Genomic DNA, 24,710 nt, shown 5'->3' with positions numbered 1-24,710 from the left:
ATACTTATGTCAATTAAACGTAACGCGATCGCCAATTATGTCGGTCAGATTTACCTGACGCTGTCAGGCATTCTGGTCGTGCCGCTCTATATTCAACATCTCGGGATGGAAGCTTACGGGCTAGTGGGTTTTTTCTCGATTCTGTTAACCTGGCTCCAGCTGCTCGACGCTGGCGTGTCGACCACGCTCATGCGCGAAGCGGCGCGCTATCGCGCTAATCAGGCGGAGTTTATCTGGTTCCCGGCGCTCTTCTCCGCGCTGTCGAAATTCTTTCTGATCTCCACGGTCATTCTGGTGGTGATCGGCTGGCTGGCGACGCCATGGATCGCCCATAACTGGCTCGACGCGCGCCATCTGCCTTCGGCGGACGTGACGCTTGCTGTCGCTATCATGGTGATTACGGCGGCTATTCGCTGGCGTACCAGCCCCTATCGCAGCGTGATTGTCGGCTTTGAGCATCAGGTATGGCTCAACGGCGTCAACCTGGTCATCGTCACGCTGCGCACCTTTGGCGCGGTGCTGATCATTCAGCTCTTCTCCAATCCGGTACTGAGCTTTTTTATCTGGCAGCTGGCGGTGTCGATAGCGGAAGCGATCTGCCTGATTGCCAAGTCCTATCAGCTGGTGCCTGCCGCCGCGCGTAAACAGAAGCACGAAAACTTAAAGACGGTGTTAAAGCCCTTTATTCGCTTTGCGCTGAGCGCGGCGTTCGCCAGCGCCATCTGGACCTTTATTTCACAAATTGACCGTCTGGTGCTGTCGAAAACCCTGCCGCTGAGCGCCTACGGTTCCTTTACCGTCGTCGCTACCGCGGCCACCGGCATTATCCTGCTCAGCAGCCCGATTATGCAGGCGATCGTGCCGCGCATGACCGGCATTAAAACGCGCAAAGAGGGCGATGCCGAATCCCTGACGCTCTACCGCTACACTACTCAGGCGGTGGCGATCTTTATGGCGCCGCTCAGCATTACTATCGCGATGTTCGCCACGCCGCTGCTCTGGGCCTGGACGCAGAACACGCAGGTCGTGACGGATATGTCGTTCGTGCTCAGCCTCTACGCGCTGGGCAGCGGCGTGCAGGCGATTTGCGGCCTGCTTTACCATCTGCAGTACGTCAACGGCAACCTCAAGCTGCATCTGAAGGGCTTCTCCTGCTTCGCCGTGATCCTGGTTCCGCTCAACATCTGGGCCGCGATTCACTATGGCGCGGAGGGCACCGGCTGGCTGTGGCTGGGGCAGAATGTCTTCTATCTGGCCGGCTGGGCATGGCTGGTGCACCGCCGTTTCGCGCCGGGCATTCACTTTACCTGGCTGACGCGCGATGTGCTGCTGATCTGGGCGGTCGCGGGACTGATCGCATGGCTTTGCACCTTCCTGCCAATCGAGTGGAACCAGAACCGCTGGCTTAACCTGCTGTGGCTGGGTCTGATCGGCCTGGTTAACCTCTCAGTCTGCTGTCTGCTGCACAGCCTGGTGATTAAGCGTCTGCTGCCTGCCCGAGCCAAAGGTTTTACTATTGAGGAGCGAGAATGAGCACACGGAACCCTGACAGCCGCGCAGCGACGATCTCTGTTATCGTGCCGAACTGGAACTGCGCGCCCTGGCTGCCGGAAGCGATCGATTCGCTGCTGGGTCAGTCATCTCCGCCGGAGCAGGTGATCGTTATCGACGACGGCTCCACCGACGACAGCGTCACCCTGCTGGAGGCGCTGGCCGCCCGCCACCCGCAGCTGACGCTGCTGCGCGGCGAGCGCGGCGGGGTCAGCGCGGCGCGCACCAAAGGGCTGGAGATCGCCACCGGCGACTTTATCTACTTTATGGACGCCGACGATTTTGTCTCAAAAGATCTCTTCGCCGACTTCCGCAGCTCGCTGGCGCAGCATCCTGAGATGGAGATGTTCTGCTTCGGCGCGCGCATGTTTACCGACAAACCGGTCGCCGAGCGCCAGTATGAGCAGTTCCATCAGCGCCACATCGACGCCGTCCTGCCCGGCGGCGCCGATACGCTGCGCAGCATGATTCCGCACCGCTCGGCCCATCGCACACTGTGGAGCAGCATTCTCTCGCGCGATCTTATTATGCGCACCGGCGTGCAGTTTCTGCCGATCCAGAACCATGAGGACGCGCCCTATATGTTCGCGCTCTATATGTCGGCGCGGCAGATCGGCTTTACGCGGAAAAGCTACTACAACAAGCGCTTTATGCCGACCTCGCTGTCGCAGGGCAAGGCGACTTTCTCCTGGGTGGAAAACTACTATATCGCCCGCCGCAGCAGCGAAAGCTTCCTGCGCGAGCAGGGATTGCCGCCGGAAGAGAAGCTGCTGGACATCTACTATCAGCCGGTAATGTACGGATGCCTGATCGAAATCCGCAAAAACAATATTGCGGTGCCCGCCTCCTGGCATACCACTATCGATCAGTTGGTGCGCAAGGTCACGGGCGAAAGCAAACGTCTTAAGCTGCTCTGGTACTATCCGACGATTTACAGCGGTCTGCAGGCGTGTCGCCGTCTGGCGCGTTATGCCAGCAAGCGCTGATCGCGATCAATAATCTTGTCCCGTCAGTAATTTACTTTTGCGCCAGAGGCCTTTACCATTCTGGCGCACATTTTCCCGTGCACCCCGACAACTCATCGCTTCCGACCTCCAGGAGAGTGCATGCTTTATCCTATCGTCCGACCTGCGCTGTTTAAGCTCGACCCCGAGCGCGCTCACGAACTCACTTTTCAGCAACTGCGTTTCATCAGCGGCACGCCGCTGGAGGCGCTGATCCGTCAGCGTCTTCCTTCCCGTCCGGTGACCTGCATGGGCTTACGGTTCGACAACGCGCTGGGGCTGGCGGCCGGACTGGATAAAAACGCCGAATGCATCGACGCCTTCGGCGCGATGGGGTTCGGCTTCGTCGAAGTCGGCACCGTCACGCCGCGCGCTCAGGCGGGCAACGATAAGCCGCGCATGTTTCGGCTGGTCGAGGCCGAGGGCATTATCAACCGCATGGGCTTTAACAATCTCGGCGTCGATCACCTGGTGGAGAACGTCAAAAAAGCGCGGTTCAAAGGTATTCTCGGCATTAATATCGGCAAAAATAAAGATACGGCGGTAGAAAACGGCAAAGAGGATTACCTGATTTGCATGGAGAAGGTTTATGCGCATGCCGGTTATATCGCGATAAATATCTCCTCGCCAAATACGCCGGGATTGCGTACGCTGCAATATGGCGAAGCGCTCGACGATCTTCTGGCGTCGATTAAAGCCAAACAGAAAGCGCTGGAGCAGCAGCACCTGAAATATGTGCCGGTCGCAGTAAAAATTGCGCCCGATCTTTCTGAAGAAGAATTAATACAAATTGCCGACAGTCTGGTGCGCCATAATATCGATGGCGTGATCGCCACTAATACGACGCTGGATCGCTCGCTGGTCAGCGGCCTGCAATACAGCACGGAGTCAGGCGGCCTGAGCGGTCGTCCGGTGCAGTCGCGCAGCACGGCGGTGATCAAGCGGCTGGCGCAGGAGCTGGACGGCGCGCTGCCGATTATCGGCGTCGGCGGTATTGATTCATTAACCGCGGCGCGAGAAAAAATGGCCGCGGGCGCCGCGCTGGTGCAAATTTACTCCGGTTTTATTTATAAAGGACCGGGATTAATAAAAGATATCGTGACCCATCTCTAAGACATTTCTAATAAAACGACGCCGGGGGGTTTATTTCTCACTTCGGCTCGTTTATATTTTTCCCCTGTTGTGCGTATTTTCAGCTTTTTCCCCACAAACAGGGCTTCGCTGAGTCTGTGCAGAGAAACGCGGCGGTTAATGACGAGGCAAATTATGAAAATCAAACCTGATGATAACTGGCGCTGGTATTTCGACGCCGACCATGACCGGATGATGCTGGACCTGGCTGACGGTATGCTTTTCCGCTCTCGCTTTCCCCGCAAAATGTTGACCCCCGACGCCTTCACCCAGACCGGATTCAGCGTTGACGACGCCGCCCTCTACTACACCTTCGAAGAACGCTGTCGACAGAGTTCGCTAAGCGTTAATCAGCGCGCCGAGCTGACGCTCAACGCGCTGGTGGCGAGCCGCTTTCTGAAGCCGCTGATGCCGAAAAGCTGGCATTTCACCGCCTGGACCTGCGTGCTGCAGCCGGAGGCGGGCGATATGGTGGAGGTGACGCTGGCGGAAAACGGCGAACAGGCGCGACTGCTGGCGGTGGAAAGCGGCGGCAACGCCACGCTCTGCCTGCTGGCGCAGCCTACGCTTACGCTGGCGGGCAAGCAGATGGTATTAGGCGACGCCATTAAAATTATGAACGATCGCCTGCTGCCGCACCATGCGGAGAGCGCGCCGCGCTTCGCTTACGCGGTCTGATTCTCACGCCAGTTCTATATCGCCAGCGGGAATACAGCTGCAGCTCAGAATCGTGCCGTCGTCGCGAATGGCGCTCTTCTTCAGCGCTTTTACCTCTCCCGCAACCAGCGTCACTTTACAGCTGCCGCACAGGCCTGCCCGACAGGAGTAGGGGATTTTAAAACCCTGCTGCTCTAACTGCTCCAGCAGCACCTGCTGGTTATCGCCCTGAAACCGCTGGCCCTGCCAGGTAACAGAGACCGCCGCCGCCGTTTGCTGCTGCGGCTTAAGGGTTTCCACCACCGCACCAGGCCCGTAGGCGCGCGGCGTATGGCGCGCCAGCACCTGCACCTCGTCCCCGACGCGAACGATGCCGCTGCCGCGCGCAATCAAATTCAGGCCGAAGTCGATATCGCCGCTGCCGTCCTGCGCGCTGCGGAAGCCCCGCAGGGTTTTTAACGGCTCGCCGTCTGGATGCTTGCGGCCGCTTTCGGTGCCGACGGTGGTAAAGACGCAGCGGCTGCAGGGTTTAGGCACGTCGAAGATCACACTGCCGATCTGCACCGTTGCCCAGCTGTCTTCATCCCAGGCCGGCGCGCCGCTCACAATCAGGTTGGCGCGAAACTGTTCGGCGCGCACGCTGGCCGGGCAGCGCTGCTGCAGATCCTGTAGCGACGCGCTGTTAACCAGCAAAAACGGATAACCGTCGGCAAAACCCAGCGGCACCTCGGTAAAGCGTTTTACCCGGCGCGACGGCTGCGGCCCAACCCAGCGCAGCTGAACCGGGCGCGGAAAAAAGGCGCTGAGCCAGGCGTTGATGGCGTCGGGGGCGATGCGCGCGGTAAAATGGTTGCCCCAGACTTCCGTCGGCGCCTCCTGCGCGGCGAAATCGCTGAAGCGGATCATCGCCTGGCTGCCGTCGGGCGCCCGCAGAGAGAGGCCGTCAGTCAGCAGCGCCGGGGTAAAGCGCACCATCTCCGGATACTGGCGCGCGGTAATAAAGGTGCCGTCCAGATCCGTCACCATAAAAATGCGGTCGAAAGCCAGTCCACTCTCCAGCGCCTGCGCATGAGAGAGCTGGACACCCCGCATCGATTTGACCGGATGAATGAACAGACGGGACAGCGTAAGCATGGCGATCTCCAGAGAAGCGGGCGTGGGCGGCAAAAGAAGCTAACTTTATGATACATGGCGTCGGGACGCTATAGCCTCGTGATCGGCCGGGTGAGAGGCGCGCGCGTAGCTTTCCAACAATGAGGCGTAATTAGGGTATAATGCGCAGCAATTTTCTCAAGAGTAATAGTGACGATATGAATTCTCTCTTTGCCAGTACGGCGCGTGGGCTCGAAGAGCTGTTGAAAAGTGAGCTGGACGCGCTGGGCGCGCAGGATCTGCAGGTGGTACAGGGAGGCGTTCACTTTGAAGCCGATGACCGTACGATGTATCAGAGTCTGCTGTGGAGCCGGCTGGCGTCGCGTATTTTGCTGCCGCTCGGCGAATTCGGCGTCTACAGCGATCTCGATCTTTATGTCGGCGTACAGAGCATCGACTGGACCGAACTGTTCGGCAGTCAGCATACCTTCGTGGTGCACTTCAGCGGCACCAACGAATCGATTCGCAACAGCCAGTTTGGCGCGTTAAAGGTCAAGGACGCGATCGTCGACTCCTTTACCCGCCAGAAGCTGCCGCGTCCCAATGTGGATCGCGAGCAGCCGGATATCCGCATCAACGTCTGGCTGAATAAAGATCGCGCCAGCATCGCGCTGGATCTGAGCGGCGACGCGCTGCATCAGCGCGGCTATCGTCAGCAGACCGGCCAGGCGCCGCTCAAGGAGAACCTGGCGGCGGCGATCGTGCTGCGCTCCGGCTGGCAGCCGACCACGCCGCTGCTCGATCCGATGTGCGGCTCCGGCACGCTGCTGATCGAAGCGGCGCTGATCGCCTGCGATCGCGCGCCGGGTCTGCTGCGCAGCCGCTGGGGCTTCACCCACTGGCGTCAGCATAACGACGCGCTGTGGCGCGAGGTGAAAAGCGAGGCGCAGCAGCGCGCGCGTGCTGGCACCGCCGCCGCGCAGGCGCGCTTCTTCGGCTACGACAGCGACGGCCGCGTGCTGGAATGGGCGCAGGCTAACGCACGGCGCGCCGGCGTCGCCGATCTCTTTACCTTCGCGCGTCAGGATGTGCTGCAGCTGAAAAATCCGCTGCCGGGCGAGCAGCGCGGCACGGTGTTGAGCAACCCGCCTTACGGCGAGCGTCTGGAGAGCGAGCCGGCGCTGATCGCGCTGCACAGCCAGCTTGGCCGCATCATGAAACAGCACTTCGGCGGCTGGACCCTGTCGCTGTTCAGCGGTTCGCCTGAACTGCTGAGCTGCCTGCAGCTGCGCGCGGAGCGCCAGTTCAAGGCGAAAAACGGCCCGATCGAGTGCGTGCAGAAGAACTATCAGCTGGCGGAAAACAGCAGCGAAAACGGCGCGCAGATCGCCGAGGATTACGCTAACCGCCTGCGTAAGAACATGAAGAAGCTAGAGAAGTGGGCGCGTCAGGAAGGTATCGCCTGCTATCGCCTCTACGACGCCGATCTGCCGGAGTACAACGTGGCGGTGGATCGCTACGGCGAGTGGGTGGTGGTGCAGGAGTACGCGCCGCCCAAGACCATCGACGCCGCGAAAGCGCGCCAGCGCCTGTTCGACGTTATCGGCGCGACGCTCAGCGTGCTGGAGCTGCCTGCCAACCGTCTGGTGCTGAAAACGCGCGAGCGGCAGAAAGGCAAGAATCAGTATCAGAAACTGGGCGAGAAGGGCGATTTCTTCGAAGTGCAGGAGTACAACGCGCGCCTGCTGGTTAACCTGACGGACTACCTGGACACCGGGCTGTTCCTCGACCACCGCATCGCGCGCCATATGCTCGGCAAAATGAGCAAGGATAAAGATTTCCTCAACCTCTTCTCCTATACCGGCAGCGCCAGCGTGCACGCTGGGCTGGGCGGCGCGCGCAGCACCACCACGGTCGACATGTCGCGCACCTATCTGGAGTGGGCGGAGCGCAACCTGCGTCTCAACGGGCTGACCGGCCGTCAGCATCGCCTGATGCAGGCCGACTGCCTGAGCTGGCTGCGCGAGAGCGACGAGACGTTCGATCTGATCTTTATCGATCCGCCGACCTTCTCCAACTCCAAACGCATGGAAGAGGATTTCGACGTGCAGCGCGATCATATTATGCTGATGCGTAACCTGAAACGCCTGCTGCGCGCGGGCGGCACCGTCATGTTCTCCAACAACAAACGCGGCTTCAAAATGGATCTCGAGGGGCTGGCGTCGCTGGGCCTGAAGGCGCAGGACATTACCCAGAAAACCCTGTCGCAGGATTTTGCCCGTAACCGTCAAATTCACAACTGCTGGCTGATTACTCACGCCGGTAAGGAATAAGTTCAGATGTCATTAATCAGTATTCACGGCGCCTACCTCTCATTCAGCGATGCGCCGCTGCTCGACAACACCGAGCTGCATATCGAAGAGAACGAACGCGTCTGTCTGGTCGGCCGTAACGGCGCAGGCAAATCGACCCTGATGAAGATCATCAACGGGGAGCAGCCGCTGGATGACGGCCGCATCATTTTTGAGCAGGACCTGGTGGTGGCGCGTCTGCAGCAGGATCCGCCGCGCAATATTACCGGCTCCGTCTATGACTTTGTGGCGGAGGGCGTGGAAGAGCAGGCCGAGCACCTCAAAGCCTATCACGCGATTTCGCATGCGGTGATGCTCGATCCCAGCGAGAAAAACCTCAATGAGATGGGGCGTCTGCAGACTATCCTCGACCACCACAATCTGTGGCAGCTGGAGAGCCGCATCAACGACGTGCTGCAGCAGATTGGCCTGGAGCCTGATACCGAGCTGTCGTCGCTGTCGGGCGGCTGGCTGCGCAAAGCGGCGCTGGGCCGCGCGCTGGTGAGTAACCCGCGCGTGCTGCTGCTGGATGAACCGACCAACCACCTCGATATCGAAACCATCGACTGGCTGGAAACCTTCCTGAAGACCTTCAGCGGCAGCATCGTTTTTATTTCCCATGACCGCTCGTTTATTCGCAATATGGCGACGCGCATCGTCGACCTCGATCGCGGCAAGCTGGTCTCCTGGCCTGGCAATTACGATCTCTATCTGGAGGGGAAAGAGGAGGCGCTGCGCGTTGAAGAGATGCAGAACGCCGAATTCGACCGCAAGCTGGCGCAGGAAGAGGTGTGGATCCGTCAGGGCATCAAGGCGCGCCGCACTCGCAACGAGGGCCGCGTGCGCGCGCTGAAAGCGCTGCGCCGCGAACGCTCCGAGCGCCGCGAAGTGATGGGCAAAGCCAATATGCAGGTGGGCGAAGCGTCGCGCTCGGGCAAAATCGTTTTCGAACTGGAGCACGTCAACTATGGCGTGGGCGGCAAGACGCTGGTGCATGACTTCTCCGCGCAGGTGCAGCGCGGCGACAAGATCGCGCTCATCGGCCCGAACGGCTGCGGCAAAACCACGCTGCTGCGTCTGATGCTGCAGCAGCTGAAAGCCGACAGCGGCCGCGTGCATAGCGGCACCAAGCTGGAGGTCGCCTATTTCGACCAGCATCGCGCCGAGCTGGATCCCGATCGCACCGTGATGGATAACCTGGCGGAAGGCAAGCAAGAGGTGATGGTCAACGGCAAGCCGCGCCATGTGCTCGGCTACCTGCAGGACTTCCTGTTTCATCCGAAACGCGCCATGACGCCGGTGCGCGCGCTCTCCGGCGGCGAGCGCAACCGCCTGCTGCTGGCGCGCCTCTTCCTGCGTCCCAGCAACCTGATGATCCTCGATGAACCGACCAATGACCTCGACGTCGAAACCCTGGAGCTGCTGGAAGAGCTGATCGACGGCTATCAGGGCACTGTGCTGCTGGTAAGCCACGATCGTCAGTTCGTCGACAACACCGTGACCGAGTGCTGGATTTTCGAAGGCAACGGCGACATCGGCAGCTTCGTCGGCGGCTATCACGACGCGCAGCAGCAGCGCGCCGCCTACAAACAGCAGAAAAGCGCCCAGGGAAACAAGCCTGCCGCCGCGGCGAAACCGGCGGCGGAAAAAGCTGACGGCGCGAAACGCGGCGGCAACAAGCTAAGCTATAACCTGACGCGAGAGCTGGAGCAGCTGCCGCAGAAGCTGGAGTCGCTGGAGGCGCGCATTGGCGAGCTGCAGGCGAAAATGAGCCATCCTGACTTTTTCAGCCAGCCGCATGACCAGACTCAGCCGGTGCTGGACGCGCTGGCGCAGACCGAGCAGGAGCTGGAAACGGCGTTCGCTCGCTGGGAAGAGCTGGAAGCGCTGAAAAACGGCGCGTAACCATAAGGGAGTCGGGATGTGTTCAGCCGCTGAAAGTCAGGCGTGGATGCTCTGTCCACAGTGCGATTTGATGTTAAAACTGCCGGACGTGCCGCTGGGCAGCCGCGCGTCCTGCCCGCGCTGCCATTCGGTGCTGACCGCGAACTGGCCCGAGCCGCGCAAACGGCCGACCGGCTACGCGCTGGCGGCGCTGTTTATGCTGCTGCTGGCCAACCTGTTTCCCTTTATCACCATGAAGGTCGCGGGCCTCAGCAGCCAGATCTCGCTGCTGGAGATCCCGCAGGTCATGGTGTCGGAGGATTACAGCAGCCTGGCCACGCTGTTTCTGGCATTCGTTCAGGCGATCCCTGCGCTCTGCATGCTGACCATTATTCTGCTGGTGAACCGCATACCAATGCCGGTCAGCCTGCGTCTGGGGCTGGCGCGCATCCTGTTCCAGCTGCGCAGCTGGGGCATGGCGGAGATCTTTATGGCCGGCGTGCTGGTCAGCTTCGTGAAGCTGATGGCCTACGGCGATATCGGTCTGGAGACCAGCTTCTGGCCCTGGTGCCTGTTCTGCCTGCTGCAGCTGCGCGCCTTTCAGTGCGTGGATCGACGCTGGCTGTGGCAGCAGATCGCGCCGATGCCGCCGCTGCCGCATGCGCCGGAGAAGGGCGTCAGCGGGCTGGAGCAGGGAATGCGCTCCTGTCCGTGCTGCACCGCGATCCTGGCCGCGGACCAACCCGACTGTCCGCGCTGCGGCGTGATCGCCGCGCCGCGCCGCAAGCACAGCCTGCAGTGGACGCTGGCGCTGCTGTTTACCTCGCTGATTATCTATATTCCCGCCAACCTGCTGCCGATTATGGTGACCGAGACCCTCGGCACGCCTTATCCGTCTAACATTATGGCGGGCGTCATCCTGCTCTGGAGCGATGGATCTTATCCGGTGGCGCTGGTGATTTTTATCGCCAGCATCATGGTGCCGTCGCTGAAGATGCTGGCGATTGGCTGGCTCTGCTGGAACGCCAGCGGGCGCGGCCAGCGCGACAGCGAACGGATGCATCTGATTTATGAAATCGTCGAATTTGTCGGCCGCTGGTCGATGATCGACGTGTTTGTTATCGCCGTGCTCTCTGCGCTGGTGCGCATGGGGCAACTGATGAATGTTTATCCTGCAACGGGTGCGCTGCTGTTTGCGCTGGTGGTGATCCTTACCATGATCGCCGCCATGACGTTTGACCCGCGCCTGACCTGGGATCGCGTACGGGAACACACTACAAAGGAGCCGCGCCTTGACGGAAAGTAACCACGGCCATGCCAAAGTCGACCAGATTAAACGCTGGTCGCCGGTCTGGATTGTCCCCATCGTGACGCTGTTGATCGGTGGATGGATCCTGTTTTACCACTTCAGCCACCTCGGGCCGGAAGTGACCCTGATTACGGAAAACGCGGAAGGTATCGAAGCGGGGAAAACCACCATCAAAAGCCGCAGCGTTGACGTCGGCGTGGTGGAAAAAGCGGAGCTGACCGACGACCTGCATCACGTTGAAATCACCGCGCGGCTCAACTCCGGCATGGAAAAGCTGCTGCACGGCGACAGCGTGTTCTGGGTGGTGAAGCCGCAGATTGGTCGCGAAGGGGTAACCGGTCTGAATACGCTGCTCTCCGGCGCCTATATCGAACTGCAGCCGGGCAAAAAAGAGGAACCGAAAGAGCGCTATGAGCTGCTCGACGCGCCGCCGCTGGCGCCGCCGGACGCCAAAGGCATCCGCATTACGCTCGACAGCAAAAAAGCGGGACAGCTCAACGCCGGCGATCCGGTGCTGTTCCGCGGCTATCGCGTCGGTACCGTGGAGACCAGCACCTTCGATACCGATAAGCGTATGATGACCTACCAGCTGTTTATCGCCGCGCCCTACGATCGGCTGGTGACCACCAATGTACGTTTCTGGAAGGACAGCGGCATCGCGGTGGATATGTCGGCATCGGGCATGCGCGTCGAGATGGGCTCGTTGACTACGCTGTTCAGCGGTGGCGTCAGTTTCGACGTGCCGGACGGCTGGGATTTAGGCCAGGCGGCAGCGAACAACGCTGACTATCATCTGTTCGACGATCAGCGCAGCATCCAGGATTCGCTCTACACTAATCACGTCGATTTCCTGATGTTCTTCACCGATTCGATTCGCGGCCTGCAGGTGGGCGCGCCGGTTGAGTTCCGCGGCATCCGTCTGGGTACGGTGGCGCAGGCGCCCTTTATGACCGAAGGGGTGAATCAGGCGTTGAATAACGACTATCGCGTGCCGGTGCTGATCCGCATTGAGCCTGACCGCTTTACCGCCAGACTGGGTCAGGACTTTAACCTGGAGCAGCATCTGCAGGACGGCAAAAAACGCGGCCTGCGCGCCTCGCTGAAAACCGGCAACCTGCTCTCCGGCTCGCTCTATATCGATCTCGACTTCTACGATAACGTGCCGGCCTATAAAGGCCCGAACAAAATCGCAGGCTACGAGATCATTCCGACCACCAGCGGCGGCCTGAGTCAGATCCAGCAAAAACTGGTGGCGGCGCTCGACAAGATCAACGCCTTGCCGCTTAACAACGTGGTGACCGAGGCGACCGGCACGCTGAAAGAGAGCCAGCGCACGCTGCGTGAAATGCAGGGCACGCTGAAAAACCTCAATCAGATCACCGCCAGCCCGGCGATGAAAACGCTGCCGGAAGATATGCAGCAAACGCTGCGCGAGCTGAATCGCAGCATGAAGGGGCTGCAGCCTGGCTCACCGGCCTACAACAAGCTGGTGGGCGATATGCAGCGACTCGATCAGGTGCTGCGAGAACTGCAGCCGGTATTGAAAACTTTGAACACCAAGAGCAACGCGCTGGTCTTTGAGGCCAAACCGGGTCAGGATCCACAGCCAAAGAGGGCGAAACAGTGAGAAAAGGAGCCGTTTTTTGCGCCGCGCTGCTGTTAAGCGCATGCAGCAGCACCATCGATAACACCTATTACCAGCTGCCGTCGAAGCCGGCAGCGATGCAGGTACGCAGCGGCGGCGAAGCGCAGCCGCCGGCGCTGTGGGTTCAGCAGGTGGCGGTACCGGATTACCTGGCGGGCAACGGCCTGGTCTATCAGACCAGCGACGTGAAGTACGTTATCGCCGCCAATAATCTCTGGGCCAGCCCGCTGGATCAGCAGCTCCAGCAAACGCTGGTGGCGAACCTGAGCAAGGCGCTGCCGGGTCGACTGGTTTCCGCCGCGCCGCTGGGCGAAAAGCATGACACGCTGAGCGTGACCGTAACCGGATTTCAGGGCCGCTATGACGGGCGCGCCGTGGTGAGCGGCGAATGGGTGCTGCAGCATAATGGTCATGTGGTGAAGCAGGGATTCGACCTGGCGCTGCCGCAGAACGAAGATGGCTATGACGCGCTGGTGCGCACTCTGGCTATCGGCTGGCAGCAAACTGCGCAGCAAATCGCCAATGCAGCGATAACCACAGAATAAAATTCGCTAAAGATGTTGCTCAGCCCCTGGTTGTCGTCAGCGAAAAGCGGCGGCGATCGGGGGCTTTTTTGTTGCCGCTTCAGGGCGATAAGCGAACCTGCAACTTTTCGCAACAGAGAAACAGAACGATTTAGCGTCAAAATGATGACACTGGCGTGAAATTTGCGCATTGACCTTTCGAGGCAGGGCAGGTAGAACTTAATGGTGGCTGAGTAATAATTCGCCACTCTATTTCTTTCCACCAGATTCCACAGACCTGATATGAGGGATACGGAGTATGAAGAGACAGAAACGAGACCGCCTTGAACGCGCTCATGCACGTGGCTACCAGGCCGGTATTACAGGACGCTCAAAAGAGATGTGTCCGTATCAGATGATTGAGGCTAAGTCTCACTGGTTGGGAGGTTGGCGACAAGCCATGGAGGACAGGGCGGTTACGGTGTAATCGACCGTCAGGAAAAGGAAGAAACCTCCGCGCTGGCGGAGGTTTTCATTTGCGCTATCAGAAAGCGTTGGTGTCTTTGAACAGACCGACTTTCAGATCGCTGGCAGAGTAAATCAGGTTACCATCAACGAAGACTTCGCCATCGGCGACGCCCATCACCAGCTTACGGTTAATGACGCGCTTGAAGTGAATGCGGTAGGTCACTTTTTTCGCGGTCGGCAGCACCTGGCCCGTGAATTTCACCTCGCCGACGCCCAGCGCGCGGCCTTTGCCTTCGCCGCCCAGCCAGCCCAGATAGAATCCTACCAGCTGCCACATCGCATCCAGACCGAGACAGCCCGGCATTACCGGATCGCCGATAAAGTGGCAGGCGAAAAACCATAAGTCCGGATTGATATCCAGCTCGGCTTCAACGAAACCTTTGTCGAACTTACCGCCATCTTCGGTCATCTTGACCACGCGGTCCATCATCAACATGTTGCCTGACGGAAGCGGCGGACCGTTCTCGCCAAACAGTTCACCGCGACCTGACGCAATCAGGTCCTCTTTGCTATAGGATTCGCGTTTATCAACCATGTTTTCAATAAGCCTTGTTTTAGTGAAGCACGAAGTTTAGCGAACAGCTGTACGCTGAGCAATTCAATCAGTTCTGGTTAAACCAGTTTAGCCAGCGAAGCGGCCAGGGGCGATGACTCGCTTCCTGCTGATTGAGTTGGGTAATACGATCCTGAATCCGGCGCAGCAGCGCGTCGCCGTTATCCTCTTCGCTGCGCCAGACCACGCCGGTCAGCAGCGGCAGCGCCTCATCGGCGCGATCGATCGCCCAGATATGAAAACGGCCCTGTTCAACGGCGTCGACCACTTCCTGACTCAGGCAGAGGTGACGCACATTGCACGCCGGAATAATCACGCCCTGCTGGCCGGTCAGTTCGCGCTCGTTGCAGATAGTGAAAAAGCCTTCGATCTTCTCATTTAGGCCGCCTACCGGCTGAACGTTGCCGAACTGATCGACCGATCCGGTTACCGCAATCTGCTGATTAATCGGCTGATTAGCCAGCGCGCTGACGAGAGCGCAGAGTTCCGCCAGAGAGGCGCTGTCGCCGTCGACTTCCGAGTAGGATTGTTCAAACACCAGCGAAGCCGAGAAGGGCAACTGCTGATCGAGCTCCAGCTCGGCGATAAGATACGCCTGCATAATCATCATGCCTTTGGCATGGATGTTGCCGCCCAGTTCAGCTTTGCGCTCGACGTCGGTAAACTCGCCGTCGCCCGGATGCACTACGCAGGTAATGCGCGAAGGTTCGCCCCACGGGCGCGGATGGCCCGGAAACTCCACCACGGAAAGACCGTTGATTTGACCGACGACTTCGCCTTCGGTTTCAATCAGGATCTGCTTCAGCAGAATTTCGTCGCGCATGCGCTCGGCGAGGAAGGCTTCGCGCCAGGTGCGCACGTCAAGGGCGCTGACCAGCGCCGCCTCGTTAAGCGCATTCTCCTGCGCGAAGGCTTCGCGCATCTGACGTAATAGCCAGCGCGGGCAGAGCGGCAGCACTTCCTGATCGCCGGTGTAACGCACCGCTTCGCGGATCAGCGGCGGCCAGAAATCGGCCTGCGGAGCGGGCAGTCCCGCCTGCAGCGCGACATCCTGCGCCCAGCGGCACCAGGCGAGCATGTCGTCTTCATCGACAATCTGCATGTTCTCTTCGAATTCAGTATAGATCGCCATCTCGTGCAGTTCAGGATCGCTCTCCTGAAACGCCGCCAGCGCATCGCGGTCGCCGCAGAGCACCAGTTTCAGGCTAAGCGGAAGCGGGGGAACAGAGACCGGCAAAGGATGACGTTCATCGGGCGACTGCCATTCCAGACGGCCCAGCTGGATAGCGCGTTTCAACCGCAGCCACAGCAGCGGCTGCGCCTGCAGGGTGCGCAGCGACAGCACCAGCGTTCCACCGTTGGCGCGGTGAATCAGGCCTGGCTCAAGCTGCAGTCGGTCGCGGTGCAGGCGCACGCAGCCGAATAGCTGATCGTTTTCAATCCACTCTGCGAACTGAACCTGACCGCTGCCGGTAAAAGGATGCGAGGCATCGCCGGGCGGCTGAAGGGTCACGTTATCCGCGATGATATGATAATGTCCGCCGAACAGCTCAGTGGATTCGTCAGCGATACGCTCCATCTGGCGCGCGATAAGCGCCAGGTAGTCCAGGTTCTCCTGACTACATACCAGCAGAAGGGGAAAGCTCTCGCTTTGCTGATCGAGGCAGGCCAGCGCATTCAGCAAACGCGGCTGTACCGTCGCCAGGCTATCGGTCTCTTCTTCGGTAATACGGGAGAAAACGGACGCGTATCCGGTAATATTCGGCTGCAGGTCTTGCCAGGAAAGTTGGGAGCTGGTCAAAATAATCGCATTTGGTTAATTAAAGAAAAGCGGGATTATACAGGAAACCCCTTTGTTAAGCACTGCATGGTTCGGATTAACCCTGAGACATACAACGCCTTTTTCCTTACTGCATCCAGCAAAAAAACTGTTATTCTAAATTTGTTACGCGGTCACGATGAGATTCCGATGAAATACCAACAACTCGAAAATCTTGAAAGTGGATGGAAATGGAAATACCTGGTGAAGAAGCACCGGGAAGGCGAGCTGATCACGCGTCATCTTGAACTCAGCGCCGCGCAGGCGGCCGTGGATGAACTGCTCGCAATGGAAAACCGTCCGGTCGATGTGGCTGAATGGATCGCGCAACATATTCATCCGGACCTGGATAATCGGCTGAAACAGACGATTCGCGCGCGCCGCAAGCGACACTTCAACGCTGAGCATCAGCATACGCGTAAGAAATCGATCGATCTGGAATATCTGGTGTGGCAGCGTCTGGCAGGGCTGGCGCAGCGTCGCGGTTGCACGCTGTCGGAAACTATCGTTCAGCTGATCGAAGATGCCGAACGTAAAGAGAAATACGCTACCCAAATGTCGAGTCTGAAACAGGATCTGCAGGCGATTCTCGGCAAATCAGAAACGGGCAGCGACTAGCGCGGTGCGTTAAAGGATAAACAGCAGACATAAAAAAACCCCGCTTTGCGGGGTTTTTTCTTACGGAGTAACTTAAGCCTGCGGCTGAGTTACAACGTCTTTGATACCTTTCACGTCGATTTCTACGCGACGGTCCGGACCCAGGCAGTCGATCAGAGCCTGACGGCCTTTCACGCTGTCACAGGTGTTGCCGGTAACTGGGTTAGATTCGCCCATGCCACGTGCAGAGATCTTGTTAGACGGGATACCTTTAGATACCAGGTAGTCAACCACTGACTGAGCGCGTTTCTCAGACAGTTTCTGGTTGTACTGCTCAGAGCCGATGCGGTCAGTGAAGCCCAGAACGACGACTGAACCATCTTTCGGATCCATTGAGCTCAGCTGGCTGTACAGCTGATCCAGAGCCTGCTGGCCTTCCGGCTTCAGGGTAGATTTGTTGAAGGTGAACAGCACGTCAGACTTCAGGGTGAAACGCTTGGTTTCAACAACTGGAGCCGGAGCCGGAGCCGGAGCTACAACCGGTGCTGCTTCATCCTGACCGAAGCGGTATGAAACGCCTACGCTCAGCATGCCGTTGTCAGGACGTGCGCCAACGGTCTGTGCGTCGCCGATGTTGTTAACCCACTGGTAGTCCAGACGAGTTGCCCAGTTCTGAGTCAGAGCGTATTCAACACCCACTGCTGCCAGCGGAGAAACGCCGGTGTCGTGGTCGCTGATGCGGCCGTTGACAGCGTTGTTCTGAGTTGCGTCAGCGCGCCATACCATACCACCCAGACGGGTGTAGACATCCAGATCGTCAGTGATCGGATAGCTCAGTTTAGCAGCCAGCTGAACGCCCTGTGCTTTGAATGCGCCGTTGTTTACGGTGCCTTTGTTCGGCATACGGCCAAGCCAGTCGTAACCCAGCTCGAAGCCCAGGTACGGGTTAGCCTGGTAACCTACGAATGCACCAGCGCCAAGCTGAGATTCGTGAGTCGGGCCATTATTGTTGCCATAACCGTTACCGTAGTAACCAGTATCGTGATACTGAGACCAGCCCAGTTTAGCACCGGTATACCAGGTGTCATCTTTCGGAGCGGCCTGCGCTACGGTAGCGAAGCCAGCCAGTGCCACTGCAATTGCGATAGCTGTCTTTTTCATTTTGCGCCTCGTTATCATCCAAATAGGCAATGAGCAAAAAGGGATGCTCTTGGTTGTAATCCTTCGCCGGGTTAATACGCTCGCTTATGACTCTACCGATTAAAAAACGGAGATTATTGAGCACCCTGGCGAGGTAAAGTCTACAACGAGATTGGAAAGTTACAAGTATGATGTGAGGGGATGCTGCAAAAAAACAGGGCTTTATACACATATTCTAACATTTTGCCCGGCCTTAATGCCGTCGCGCTTTAAGGCAAAATGCAGCTAAACCATTGTCAAAGCTGGAGGGAAAAGAATCAGTGGCTTAGCTGAAACAAAAAAGGTAAATGGCGCGAGAAAAATCCTATTTTTACTTAATGAAACAAATCCGACTGAATTTTTAGTCCTTTATTTGGTCGCAGCGTGCGTTCGGTCGTCCCATTTGGACGCATAATCAACCCTAGCGCTTTGCCTTCCGCCGCAGCCTGTTCTAATTCGCGCCGCTCTTCCTCATCCAGATCGTAAGGTATCCACGCCAGCACGACGCTGTAATTCCCTGTGCGCAAAGCTTTAATCATCGCCTCCACAGAGGTGCAGCGCTCGGAATCCGCGACGTGCATGCTTTTTTCCAGCGGCAGACCCGACTGCTGCAGCCAGGCGCGATTGAGCTTGTGCGCGGGCGTCAGCCACAGCTGCCAGCGAGACTCCTGGCTGAGCTGTTGCAGTAACGGCAGCAGCAACATTTGCATCATGCCAGGCTGTTCGCTATAGCGCAGTTCCGTAATCCAGCCGCTGTGCTGCGACGGTTTGGTAGCGGATACGTGACGGTGAGCGAAGCCTGCATTATTAAAGTGTTGGGTGCGCATAAGTTAACCACTCAGCATTGGACTGTATGGATATACAGTAATGACTTCCTGGATAAAGATCAACCTCAAATTTGGAAAACGGCTCGCAAAAAAGAGAGAAGGTCGGGCTCGAACAAAAGAATTAATTGAACCCTTAATTGATTTTTTCTATATCTCTAACGGATTGATAGTGATGGTTTTTTATTAATTGCACACAAGGAGAGCGTGTCATGAAAAAACAGCACCCTGTTGTAGAACGGTCCCGCAATCGTCTGGCCGCGCTAGGCCACATCGAGTCGCGCACTCAGTTCGGCGGCTATGCGCTGGCGGTGGAAAAAGTCGTTTTCGCTCTCATCAATGACGACGCGCTCTATCTGCGCGCCAGCGAAGCGCTGAGGAAATATGCAGCGCGGCAGCCGATGCAGCCGCTGGTGTTTCGCAAGCGCGGCACCGAGGTGAGCCTTAACTACTATCGCGTCGACGACGCGCTCTGGAGCGATCCTGACCAGCTGTTGTCGCTCTCCGCCGCTTCACTGCGCACCGCCCGACAGGAGACGCTGGCCAAACAGCGGCCGCTGCGGCTGAAAGATCTGCCCAACCTTAGCCTACGCATGGAGCTCTTGCTGCACGAGGCGGGGGTGAGGACCGTGCGCCATCTGAGGGAGCTGGGATCAAAACGGTGCTGGCTCAGGCTCAGAGCGATCAATCAGCACATCGGCTTTAAAACCTTGCTGGCGCTGGAAGGGGCAATAGAAGGGCGTCATGAAGCCGCCCTGCCGCAAACGGTCAGGGCGGAACTGAATGAATGGTATCAGGAGACGTTAAAAGGCGATGCTTCTTAAGGCTCCGCCAGCGTCCGGCGCAGACGGGCGATCTCCGGCAGCAGGGCGACCAGCAAGCCGAGCTGCTGCAGCACCAGCGGAGCGCGCGTCTCCTGATTGGCAGCCATATCGCTAATGCGCTGCGTTAGCGCGCTCTGCATCGCTTCCGCTTCGGCGTCGCTCACCACCTCGGTTTGCAGCACATCTTCGACATAGCAGACCGTATCGTCGAGCAGCGTCAGCAGCGCGCCGTCGTTCAGCTTATCGCGGTGCGCGCCCAGCGCAGAGATATAGCTCAGGAAAGAGTGGTTCAGGCAGAGCAGCTGGAAAGCGGACTCTTTATGTTTCTGCTGCGTTCGCGACTCGCCGCTCATATTGGAAACCACCGAAGCCAGCTCCGCATCGGCGTTGTGGGCGTCGCGGCGCGCGATACGATAGGCGAGGCGGTTGTCTTTTCCCTGGTGATACTGCTCCATAATCGCATCCAGATAGCGGCAGTTGGCATTCAGGGTGCGCGTCGCCACGGCGGGCAGCTGGCGAAAACGCCAGTCGGGCCAGATAAACGCCACCGCCAGCCAGGCGAGCGCGCATCCCAGCAGCGTGTCCACGATGCGCGGCAGCGCCACCTCGAATCCTTCTCCCAGCAAATTAAAGCAGAGCAGCACCAGCAGCGTAATAAACAGCGTCGCCTGCGCGTACTGCACCTGACGAAAGGCGAAAAACAGCACGCCGCTGACCACGATCAGCACCAGCTGGCCTTCGGTCGACGGCACCAGCCAGAGCACCGGCAGGCCGATGGCGATGCCCGCCAACGTACCGCCGATACGCAGCGCGAGCCTGCGCCGCGTGGCGTTATAGTTAGGCTGGCAGACAAACAGGCTGGTAAGCAGGATCCAGTAGCCGCGATCGAGGCCGGTAATCTGAATAAAGCCGTAGCCGATACAGAGCACCACCGTCATGCGCACCGCGTGGCGGAACAGCGCCGAGGCGGGCGACATGTGTCGGCTCAGACGCAGGCGAATGTCGCTCCAGCCGCTGAGCCCTTCGCGCGACAATCGGTTATCGCCCGCCAGGTTTTCGCTGGCTAAAGACTGCTCAGACTCTATCGATCCCAGCTGCGCGTCGATGGCGCGCAAATTACGCAACAGCCAGAACAGCGGGCGCAGATGAGGCGCGTCAGGCTCGTTTTGCTGCAGGCGCTCCAGCGCCGTCTGCAGGCGATCGAAGGCGCGCTCGAAGCGCGGGTCATGCTCCCAGCGCTCGCGCAGCAAAATACACTGAGAGAGCTGGCGGCACGCCTGCGCCTGCATATTCAGCAGCCGCTGAAAGCGGAACAGGATCTCGTTGTAGCGCCAGTCGTCGCGCAGCAGATGATACTGCAGATGAGAGGAGCTGGCGCGCTCGTGGATATCCTGCGCGACAAAGTAGTAGTGCAGGCTGCGGCGGGTGCTGCGCGATCCGCGATCGCCGCGCAGGCGGCTCTGCAGCGTGCTTTTAGTCAGGTTTAGCTGCGCCACCAGCTGGCTGTTGACCATCGCGGTGCGGATCAGGGTGGCGTCATCCTGCGCCTCGCCGTCGGGATCGAACAGATTCGCCTTGGCTTCAAGGTACTGCGCCAGCTGCGCGTAGCTCCCCGCCAGCTGTTCCTGCACCGGCCGCACCGGGAACATCAAATGGCCGAGCAGCGTCAGCACGTTGTACCAGAGCGCCCCGACCAGCAGCAGTATCGGCTGCATATACCACTGCGAAAAAAGCCCGATGCCCAGCATGGTGTAAACCGCAATCAGCAGCGCGCCAAAGGCGATGGTGGCGTAGCGCTGGCCGAGCGCGCCCAGCAGAATAAAGCCCCAGGTGGAGAGCGCCAGACCGGCCATAAAGGCCAGCGGATGGGGAAACAGCAGCTCTACCGACACCGAGGCGATACAGAAGCAGAGCAGGGTAATCAGCAGATTGCGCAGTCGACCGGTAAGGCGATCGTCGAGATCGGCCAGCGCCGCGGCCACCACGCCGAGCGTCAGCGGAATGGTCCAGTCGATCTGATGCAGCCACCAGGGCACCGCCGCGCAGCCGGTCAGCGCCAGAAAGATGCGCAGCAGATAACGCCAGCTGCTGTTAAAGAGATAGTTGCGCCAGCCCGGCAAGGCTTTGGACATCATATAGCGGCCTCAGTAGCGCCGACGGGCGCTGGCGTCGCGCGCGGCGCGGGCTTCTTCAACCGAGACCACGCGGCGGCCGACCGGCCAGAGCGCGATGGCGGCGATTTTAAAGTTGGCGAGGCCCACCGGAATGCCGATGATGCTGATGCACTGCACGATGCCGGTGGAGATATGGGTCAGGCAGAGCCACCAGCCGAAAAAGATCAGCCAGAAAATATTGAGGAAGGTGCCGCCGGTGTTGAGCAGCGCGCTTTTACTCTCCGGTCGCAGCACGTCCACGTGCAACGCCTCGTTGCCGTAAGGCAGCAGAGAGAGTTTGGTGATTTCCCAGCAGGAGCGCGTCAGCGGCAGGGTAAAGATCAGGACGATACTCACCAGCGTGGCGAACAGCCAGCAAAGGGTGGTGATAAACCCGCCGAGAATAAAATTGAGAATGTTCAACACAGTGCGCATGGCGTTTTTTTCCTTTTGCTTTCCGCAAGATGTGCCGCCAAGTTTAGCCTGTTTTAAGGCTGGAGCGCCAAGAGTCTGACAGGTAAACTCCCGATATTCTTTTCCCAGGTTCGACGGTGTGGACATGGAACTCAAAGCGACATCGATGGGCAAACGGCTTGCCCAGCATCCCTATAACCGGGTACGCCTGCTGGCGGCTGGGGTGGAAGTAAGCGGCGACCGGCACGAATACCTGATTCCTTTCAACGAGCTGCTCAATATCAGCTGCAAGCGCGGCATGGTCTGGGGCGAGCTGGAATTTTTACTCCCTGACGACAAAGTAGTGCGGCTGCACGGCACCGAATGGCAGGAGACGCAGCGCTTCTACCACTATCTGCTGCAGGCCTGGCAGGCGTGGAGCGCCGAGATGAGCGCGATCTGCGCCGGGGTGCTAGACGAACTCAGGCAGGAGATCGCGCGCTTCGGCGAGCAGGATCGCTGGATCAGGCGCAGCGAGCTGCAGGCGCTGCGCGCCACCATCGAAAAACAGTTCGCCGCGCTGCCGCTGCCGCTGGCGCGCCTGGAAGAGTTCAGCGACTGCCGCGAGCCTTACCTGCTTTGCCAGCGCTGGCTGGAGCAGGGCGACGCGGCGCTGCGCCAGCGCAACCGCGACTGGACGGCGCGCATGCTCAGCGCGCATCACGACTTTTTCGCCTCGGTGGAATCTTCGCCGCTCAACGTGTCGCAGAGCGAAGCAGTGGTGAACGGCGAAGATGCGGTGCTGGTGCTCGCGGGCGCAGGCAGCGGCAAAACCTCGGTGCTGGTGGCGCGGGCGGGCTGGCTGCTGCGGCGCAAGCTGGCCGCGCCCGATCAGATTCTGCTGCTGGCGTTTGGGCGGCAGGCGGCGGAAGAGATGAACGATCGCATTCGATCACGGCTGGGCGTCGCCGACATTCAGGCGCGCACCTTTCACGCGCTGGCGCTGCACATTATCCGCGAAGGCAGCAATAAGCAGCCGGTCGTCAGCAAGCTGGAGGGCGATATCGCGGCGCGTCACGCGCTGCTGATCGACACCTGGCGTCAGCAGTGCGACGAGAAGAAGGCGCAGGCGAACGGCTGGCGTCAGTGGCTGCGCGACGAGCTGGAGTGGGAGCTGCCTGAAGGGCACTTCTGGCAGGACGATCGGCTGGCGAAACGGCTGGCGTCGCGCCTCGAACGCTGGCTGGGACTGATGCGCATGCACGGCGGCGCGCAGGCGGCGATGATCGCTGACGCGCCGGAAGAGGTGCGCGAGCTGTTCAGCAAGCGAGTGAAGCTGATGGCGCCGCTGCTGAAAGCCTGGAAAAGCGCGCTGAAAGAGGAGGTCGCGGTCGATTTTTCCGGGTTGATCCATCAGGCCGTAGCGATCCTCGACAAAGGACGCTTTATCAGCCCGTGGAAGCATATTCTGGTAGACGAATTTCAGGATATTTCGCCGCAGCGCGCCGCCCTGCTGGCGGCGCTGCGCCAGCAGAACAAGCGCGCCACGCTGTTCGCCGTGGGCGACGACTGGCAGGCGATCTATCGCTTCACCGGCGCAGAGATGACGCTGACCACCGCCTTTCATCACTACTTCGGCGACGGCGATCGCTGCGTGCTGGATACCACCTATCGCTTTAACGATCGCATCGGCGATATCGCTAACCGCTTTGTCCAGCAGAACCCGCACCAGCTGCGCAAGCCGCTCAACAGCCTGATCAAAGGCAGCAAAAAAGCCGCAGGCCTGCTGCCGCAGGAGCAGCTGGAGCCGCTGCTGAACAAGCTGAGCGGCTACGTGAAACCTGATGAGCGCGTGCTGCTGCTGGCGCGCTATCACCATCTGCGCCCGGATGTGCTGGATAAAGCCAAAACCCGCTGGCCGAAGCTCAACCTCGACTTTATGACCATTCACGCCAGTAAAGGACAGGAAGCGGATTTTGTTATTCTGCTGGGATTGCAGGCGGGAAAAGAGGGCTTTCCCGCCGAGGCGCGCGAATCGGTGATCGAGCAGGGACTGCTGCCGCAGCCGGAGGATTTTCCGGATGCGGAGGAGCGGCGTCTGGCCTATGTGGCGTTAACGCGCGCGCGCCAGCAGGTATGGATGCTCTACGATCGCGAACAGCCTTCGCGCTTTGTCGAGGCGTTTCGTCAGCTCGGCGTGCCGCTGCTGCGTAAAGCCTGATTAGCTCAGGCGCGCCTGCAGATAGCGCTGATAATCGGGGATGGCGATCTCTACCGGCTGGGCAAACAGCGGCGACTGAATAATAAAGTTGGCCGTGGCGCGGTTGGTAGCAACCGGAATGTTCCAGACGGTGGCGAGGCGCAGCAGCGCCTTAACATCGGGATCGTGCGGCACCGCGTTAAGGGGATCCCAGAAAAAGATCAGCACGTCGATTTTGCCTTCCGCGATCAGCGCGCCCACCTGCTGATCGCCGCCCATCGGGCCGCTCAGCATTGCGTTCACGTTCAGTCCGGTATGGCGACTAATCAGATTGCCGGTGGTGCCGGTGGCGTAAAGCGTGTGAGGTTCAAGCGTGGGCTGGTTCTGTTTTACCCAGTCGAGCAGCGAGGCCTTGCAGTGGTCGTGCGCAACCAGCGCGATATGTTTGCTAAGGCCAAGCGTGCGGGTGGTCTGTTCCATAAAGACGTCCTGGTGAAGTCGCGTGCGAAGAAG

The 24,710-nt window shown here is 59.2% G+C and carries 21 protein-coding genes; 13 read left to right on the top strand and 8 right to left on the bottom strand.

The features are described 5' to 3' along the window. The first annotated feature begins 6 nt into the window (after positions 1–6). From PVE98_RS12850 to PVE98_RS12835, 4 genes are all read left to right on the top strand, one after another. Positions 7–1,533, top strand: a complete 1,527-nt coding sequence (locus PVE98_RS12850) for a lipopolysaccharide biosynthesis protein (RefSeq protein WP_033751212.1) — start codon at positions 7–9, stop codon at positions 1,531–1,533. Continuing rightward, positions 1,530–2,537 (top strand): glycosyltransferase family 2 protein, encoded by a 1,008-nt coding sequence (locus PVE98_RS12845; protein ID WP_407568511.1) that lies wholly within the window; start codon positions 1,530–1,532, stop codon positions 2,535–2,537. The genes PVE98_RS12850 and PVE98_RS12845 overlap by 4 nt, the downstream gene beginning before the upstream one ends. A 120-nt stretch (positions 2,538–2,657) precedes the next feature. Further along, complete coding sequence (pyrD, locus tag PVE98_RS12840) at positions 2,658–3,668, top strand: quinone-dependent dihydroorotate dehydrogenase (RefSeq protein ID WP_096072901.1); 1,011 nt, start codon at positions 2,658–2,660, stop codon at positions 3,666–3,668. Positions 3,669–3,821: 153 nt separating this feature from the next. Further along, positions 3,822–4,364: a cell division protein ZapC gene (locus PVE98_RS12835; protein WP_033751204.1), complete on the top strand. Its 543-nt coding sequence runs from the start codon at positions 3,822–3,824 to the stop codon at positions 4,362–4,364. Between the two features lie 3 nt (positions 4,365–4,367). Here the strand turns inward: PVE98_RS12835 and PVE98_RS12830 are convergent, their stop codons facing one another. Further along, positions 4,368–5,477 carry a YcbX family protein gene (locus tag PVE98_RS12830; RefSeq protein WP_096072902.1) on the bottom strand — a complete coding sequence of 370 codons (1,110 nt, stop codon included), beginning with the start codon at positions 5,475–5,477 and terminating at the stop codon, positions 4,368–4,370. A 176-nt stretch (positions 5,478–5,653) separates the two neighbouring features. On the opposite strand from PVE98_RS12830, the gene rlmKL reads away from it, so the two are divergent. The 6 genes from rlmKL (at position 5,654) to rmf (ending at position 13,614) form a co-directional block, all read left to right on the top strand. After that, positions 5,654–7,768 carry a bifunctional 23S rRNA (guanine(2069)-N(7))-methyltransferase RlmK/23S rRNA (guanine(2445)-N(2))-methyltransferase RlmL gene (rlmKL, locus tag PVE98_RS12825; RefSeq protein ID WP_048782969.1) on the top strand — a complete coding sequence of 705 codons (2,115 nt, stop codon included), beginning with the start codon at positions 5,654–5,656 and terminating at the stop codon, positions 7,766–7,768. A gap of 6 nt (positions 7,769–7,774) precedes the next feature. Then, positions 7,775–9,691: an ABC transporter ATP-binding protein gene (locus tag PVE98_RS12820; protein ID WP_096072903.1), complete on the top strand. Its 1,917-nt coding sequence runs from the start codon at positions 7,775–7,777 to the stop codon at positions 9,689–9,691. Between the two features lie 16 nt (positions 9,692–9,707). Continuing rightward, positions 9,708–10,976, top strand: coding sequence for a membrane integrity-associated transporter subunit PqiA (pqiA, locus tag PVE98_RS12815; protein WP_096072904.1), 1,269 nt, complete (start codon positions 9,708–9,710; stop codon positions 10,974–10,976). Then, complete coding sequence (pqiB, locus tag PVE98_RS12810; RefSeq protein WP_033751191.1) at positions 10,963–12,606, top strand: intermembrane transport protein PqiB; 1,644 nt, start codon at positions 10,963–10,965, stop codon at positions 12,604–12,606. Before pqiA ends, pqiB begins: the two co-directional genes overlap by 14 nt. Then, positions 12,603–13,169: a membrane integrity-associated transporter subunit PqiC gene (gene pqiC / locus PVE98_RS12805; protein WP_033751188.1), complete on the top strand. Its 567-nt coding sequence runs from the start codon at positions 12,603–12,605 to the stop codon at positions 13,167–13,169. The genes pqiB and pqiC overlap by 4 nt, the downstream gene beginning before the upstream one ends. Before the next feature lie 277 nt (positions 13,170–13,446). Further along, positions 13,447–13,614 (top strand): ribosome modulation factor, encoded by a 168-nt coding sequence (gene rmf / locus PVE98_RS12800; RefSeq protein ID WP_072010433.1) that lies wholly within the window; start codon positions 13,447–13,449, stop codon positions 13,612–13,614. Between the two features lie 57 nt (positions 13,615–13,671). Here rmf and fabA read toward each other — a convergent pair whose 3' ends face one another. Continuing rightward, positions 13,672–14,190, bottom strand: coding sequence for a bifunctional 3-hydroxydecanoyl-ACP dehydratase/trans-2-decenoyl-ACP isomerase (gene fabA, locus PVE98_RS12795; RefSeq protein WP_033751185.1), 519 nt, complete (start codon positions 14,188–14,190; stop codon positions 13,672–13,674). Positions 14,191–14,257: 67 nt separating this feature from the next. After that, positions 14,258–16,015: a Lon protease family protein gene (locus tag PVE98_RS12790; protein ID WP_227741508.1), complete on the bottom strand. Its 1,758-nt coding sequence runs from the start codon at positions 16,013–16,015 to the stop codon at positions 14,258–14,260. 162 nt (positions 16,016–16,177) lie between these two features. On the opposite strand from PVE98_RS12790, the gene matP reads away from it, so the two are divergent. Then, positions 16,178–16,645 carry a macrodomain Ter protein MatP gene (gene matP, locus PVE98_RS12785; RefSeq protein ID WP_147632222.1) on the top strand — a complete coding sequence of 156 codons (468 nt, stop codon included), beginning with the start codon at positions 16,178–16,180 and terminating at the stop codon, positions 16,643–16,645. Positions 16,646–16,717: 72 nt separating this feature from the next. On the opposite strand, the gene ompA is transcribed toward matP, so the two are convergent. Together ompA and sulA are read right to left on the bottom strand one after the other, a co-directional pair. Further along, on the bottom strand, positions 16,718–17,785 hold the full coding sequence (ompA, locus tag PVE98_RS12780; RefSeq protein ID WP_033751180.1) for a porin OmpA: 1,068 nt from the start codon (positions 17,783–17,785) through the stop codon (positions 16,718–16,720). A gap of 353 nt (positions 17,786–18,138) precedes the next feature. Continuing rightward, the gene (gene sulA / locus PVE98_RS12775) at positions 18,139–18,630 is read right to left on the bottom strand and encodes an SOS-induced cell division inhibitor SulA (RefSeq protein WP_033751179.1); all 492 of its coding nucleotides are present in this window, start codon (positions 18,628–18,630) and stop codon (positions 18,139–18,141) included. Positions 18,631–18,839: 209 nt separating this feature from the next. Here sulA and PVE98_RS12770 point away from each other — a divergent pair, with 209 nt between their 5' ends. Further along, complete coding sequence (locus PVE98_RS12770; protein ID WP_096072906.1) at positions 18,840–19,451, top strand: TfoX/Sxy family DNA transformation protein; 612 nt, start codon at positions 18,840–18,842, stop codon at positions 19,449–19,451. On the opposite strand, the gene yccS is transcribed toward PVE98_RS12770, so the two are convergent. Both yccS and PVE98_RS12760 read right to left on the bottom strand, forming a co-directional pair. Then, the gene (gene yccS / locus PVE98_RS12765; protein WP_096072907.1) at positions 19,448–21,586 is read right to left on the bottom strand and encodes a YccS family putative transporter; all 2,139 of its coding nucleotides are present in this window, start codon (positions 21,584–21,586) and stop codon (positions 19,448–19,450) included. The genes PVE98_RS12770 and yccS overlap by 4 nt on opposite strands. 9 nt (positions 21,587–21,595) lie before the next feature. After that, on the bottom strand, positions 21,596–22,039 hold the full coding sequence (locus PVE98_RS12760) for a YccF domain-containing protein (RefSeq protein WP_096072908.1): 444 nt from the start codon (positions 22,037–22,039) through the stop codon (positions 21,596–21,598). 124 nt (positions 22,040–22,163) lie between these two features. Here PVE98_RS12760 and helD point away from each other — a divergent pair, with 124 nt between their 5' ends. Then, on the top strand, positions 22,164–24,218 hold the full coding sequence (helD, locus tag PVE98_RS12755) for a DNA helicase IV (RefSeq protein ID WP_096072909.1): 2,055 nt from the start codon (positions 22,164–22,166) through the stop codon (positions 24,216–24,218). Here helD and mgsA read toward each other — a convergent pair whose 3' ends face one another. Then, positions 24,219–24,677 (bottom strand): methylglyoxal synthase, encoded by a 459-nt coding sequence (gene mgsA, locus PVE98_RS12750; protein ID WP_096072910.1) that lies wholly within the window; start codon positions 24,675–24,677, stop codon positions 24,219–24,221. It abuts the gene before it with no gap. Positions 24,678–24,710: the final 33 nt, after the last annotated feature.

This window comes from Pantoea sp. GABEPS69 (assembly GCF_045780835.1).
Classification (GTDB): domain Bacteria; phylum Pseudomonadota; class Gammaproteobacteria; order Enterobacterales; family Enterobacteriaceae; genus Pantoea; species Pantoea septica.
The sequence above is the reverse complement of the archived record's forward strand: the minus strand, read 5'-3'. Positions and strand labels throughout refer to the sequence as shown.

Coding starts and splice junctions, on each gene's coding strand:
- PVE98_RS12835 (WP_033751204.1), top strand. CDS start 3,822: ATGAAAATCAAACCTGATGATAACTGGCGCTGGTATTTCGACGCCGAC.
- fabA (WP_033751185.1), bottom strand. CDS start 14,190: ATGGTTGATAAACGCGAATCCTATAGCAAAGAGGACCTGATTGCGTCA.
- PVE98_RS12820 (WP_096072903.1), top strand. CDS start 7,775: ATGTCATTAATCAGTATTCACGGCGCCTACCTCTCATTCAGCGATGCG.
- PVE98_RS12845 (WP_407568511.1), top strand. CDS start 1,530: ATGAGCACACGGAACCCTGACAGCCGCGCAGCGACGATCTCTGTTATC.
- ompA (WP_033751180.1), bottom strand. CDS start 17,785: ATGAAAAAGACAGCTATCGCAATTGCAGTGGCACTGGCTGGCTTCGCT.
- rmf (WP_072010433.1), top strand. CDS start 13,447: ATGAAGAGACAGAAACGAGACCGCCTTGAACGCGCTCATGCACGTGGC.
- PVE98_RS12850 (WP_033751212.1), top strand. CDS start 7: ATGTCAATTAAACGTAACGCGATCGCCAATTATGTCGGTCAGATTTAC.
- PVE98_RS12830 (WP_096072902.1), bottom strand. CDS start 5,477: ATGCTTACGCTGTCCCGTCTGTTCATTCATCCGGTCAAATCGATGCGG.
- yccS (WP_096072907.1), bottom strand. CDS start 21,586: ATGATGTCCAAAGCCTTGCCGGGCTGGCGCAACTATCTCTTTAACAGC.
- PVE98_RS12770 (WP_096072906.1), top strand. CDS start 18,840: ATGAAAAAACAGCACCCTGTTGTAGAACGGTCCCGCAATCGTCTGGCC.
- PVE98_RS12760 (WP_096072908.1), bottom strand. CDS start 22,039: ATGCGCACTGTGTTGAACATTCTCAATTTTATTCTCGGCGGGTTTATC.
- pqiA (WP_096072904.1), top strand. CDS start 9,708: ATGTGTTCAGCCGCTGAAAGTCAGGCGTGGATGCTCTGTCCACAGTGC.
- pyrD (WP_096072901.1), top strand. CDS start 2,658: ATGCTTTATCCTATCGTCCGACCTGCGCTGTTTAAGCTCGACCCCGAG.
- rlmKL (WP_048782969.1), top strand. CDS start 5,654: ATGAATTCTCTCTTTGCCAGTACGGCGCGTGGGCTCGAAGAGCTGTTG.
- helD (WP_096072909.1), top strand. CDS start 22,164: ATGGAACTCAAAGCGACATCGATGGGCAAACGGCTTGCCCAGCATCCC.
- matP (WP_147632222.1), top strand. CDS start 16,178: ATGAAATACCAACAACTCGAAAATCTTGAAAGTGGATGGAAATGGAAA.
- mgsA (WP_096072910.1), bottom strand. CDS start 24,677: ATGGAACAGACCACCCGCACGCTTGGCCTTAGCAAACATATCGCGCTG.
- sulA (WP_033751179.1), bottom strand. CDS start 18,630: ATGCGCACCCAACACTTTAATAATGCAGGCTTCGCTCACCGTCACGTA.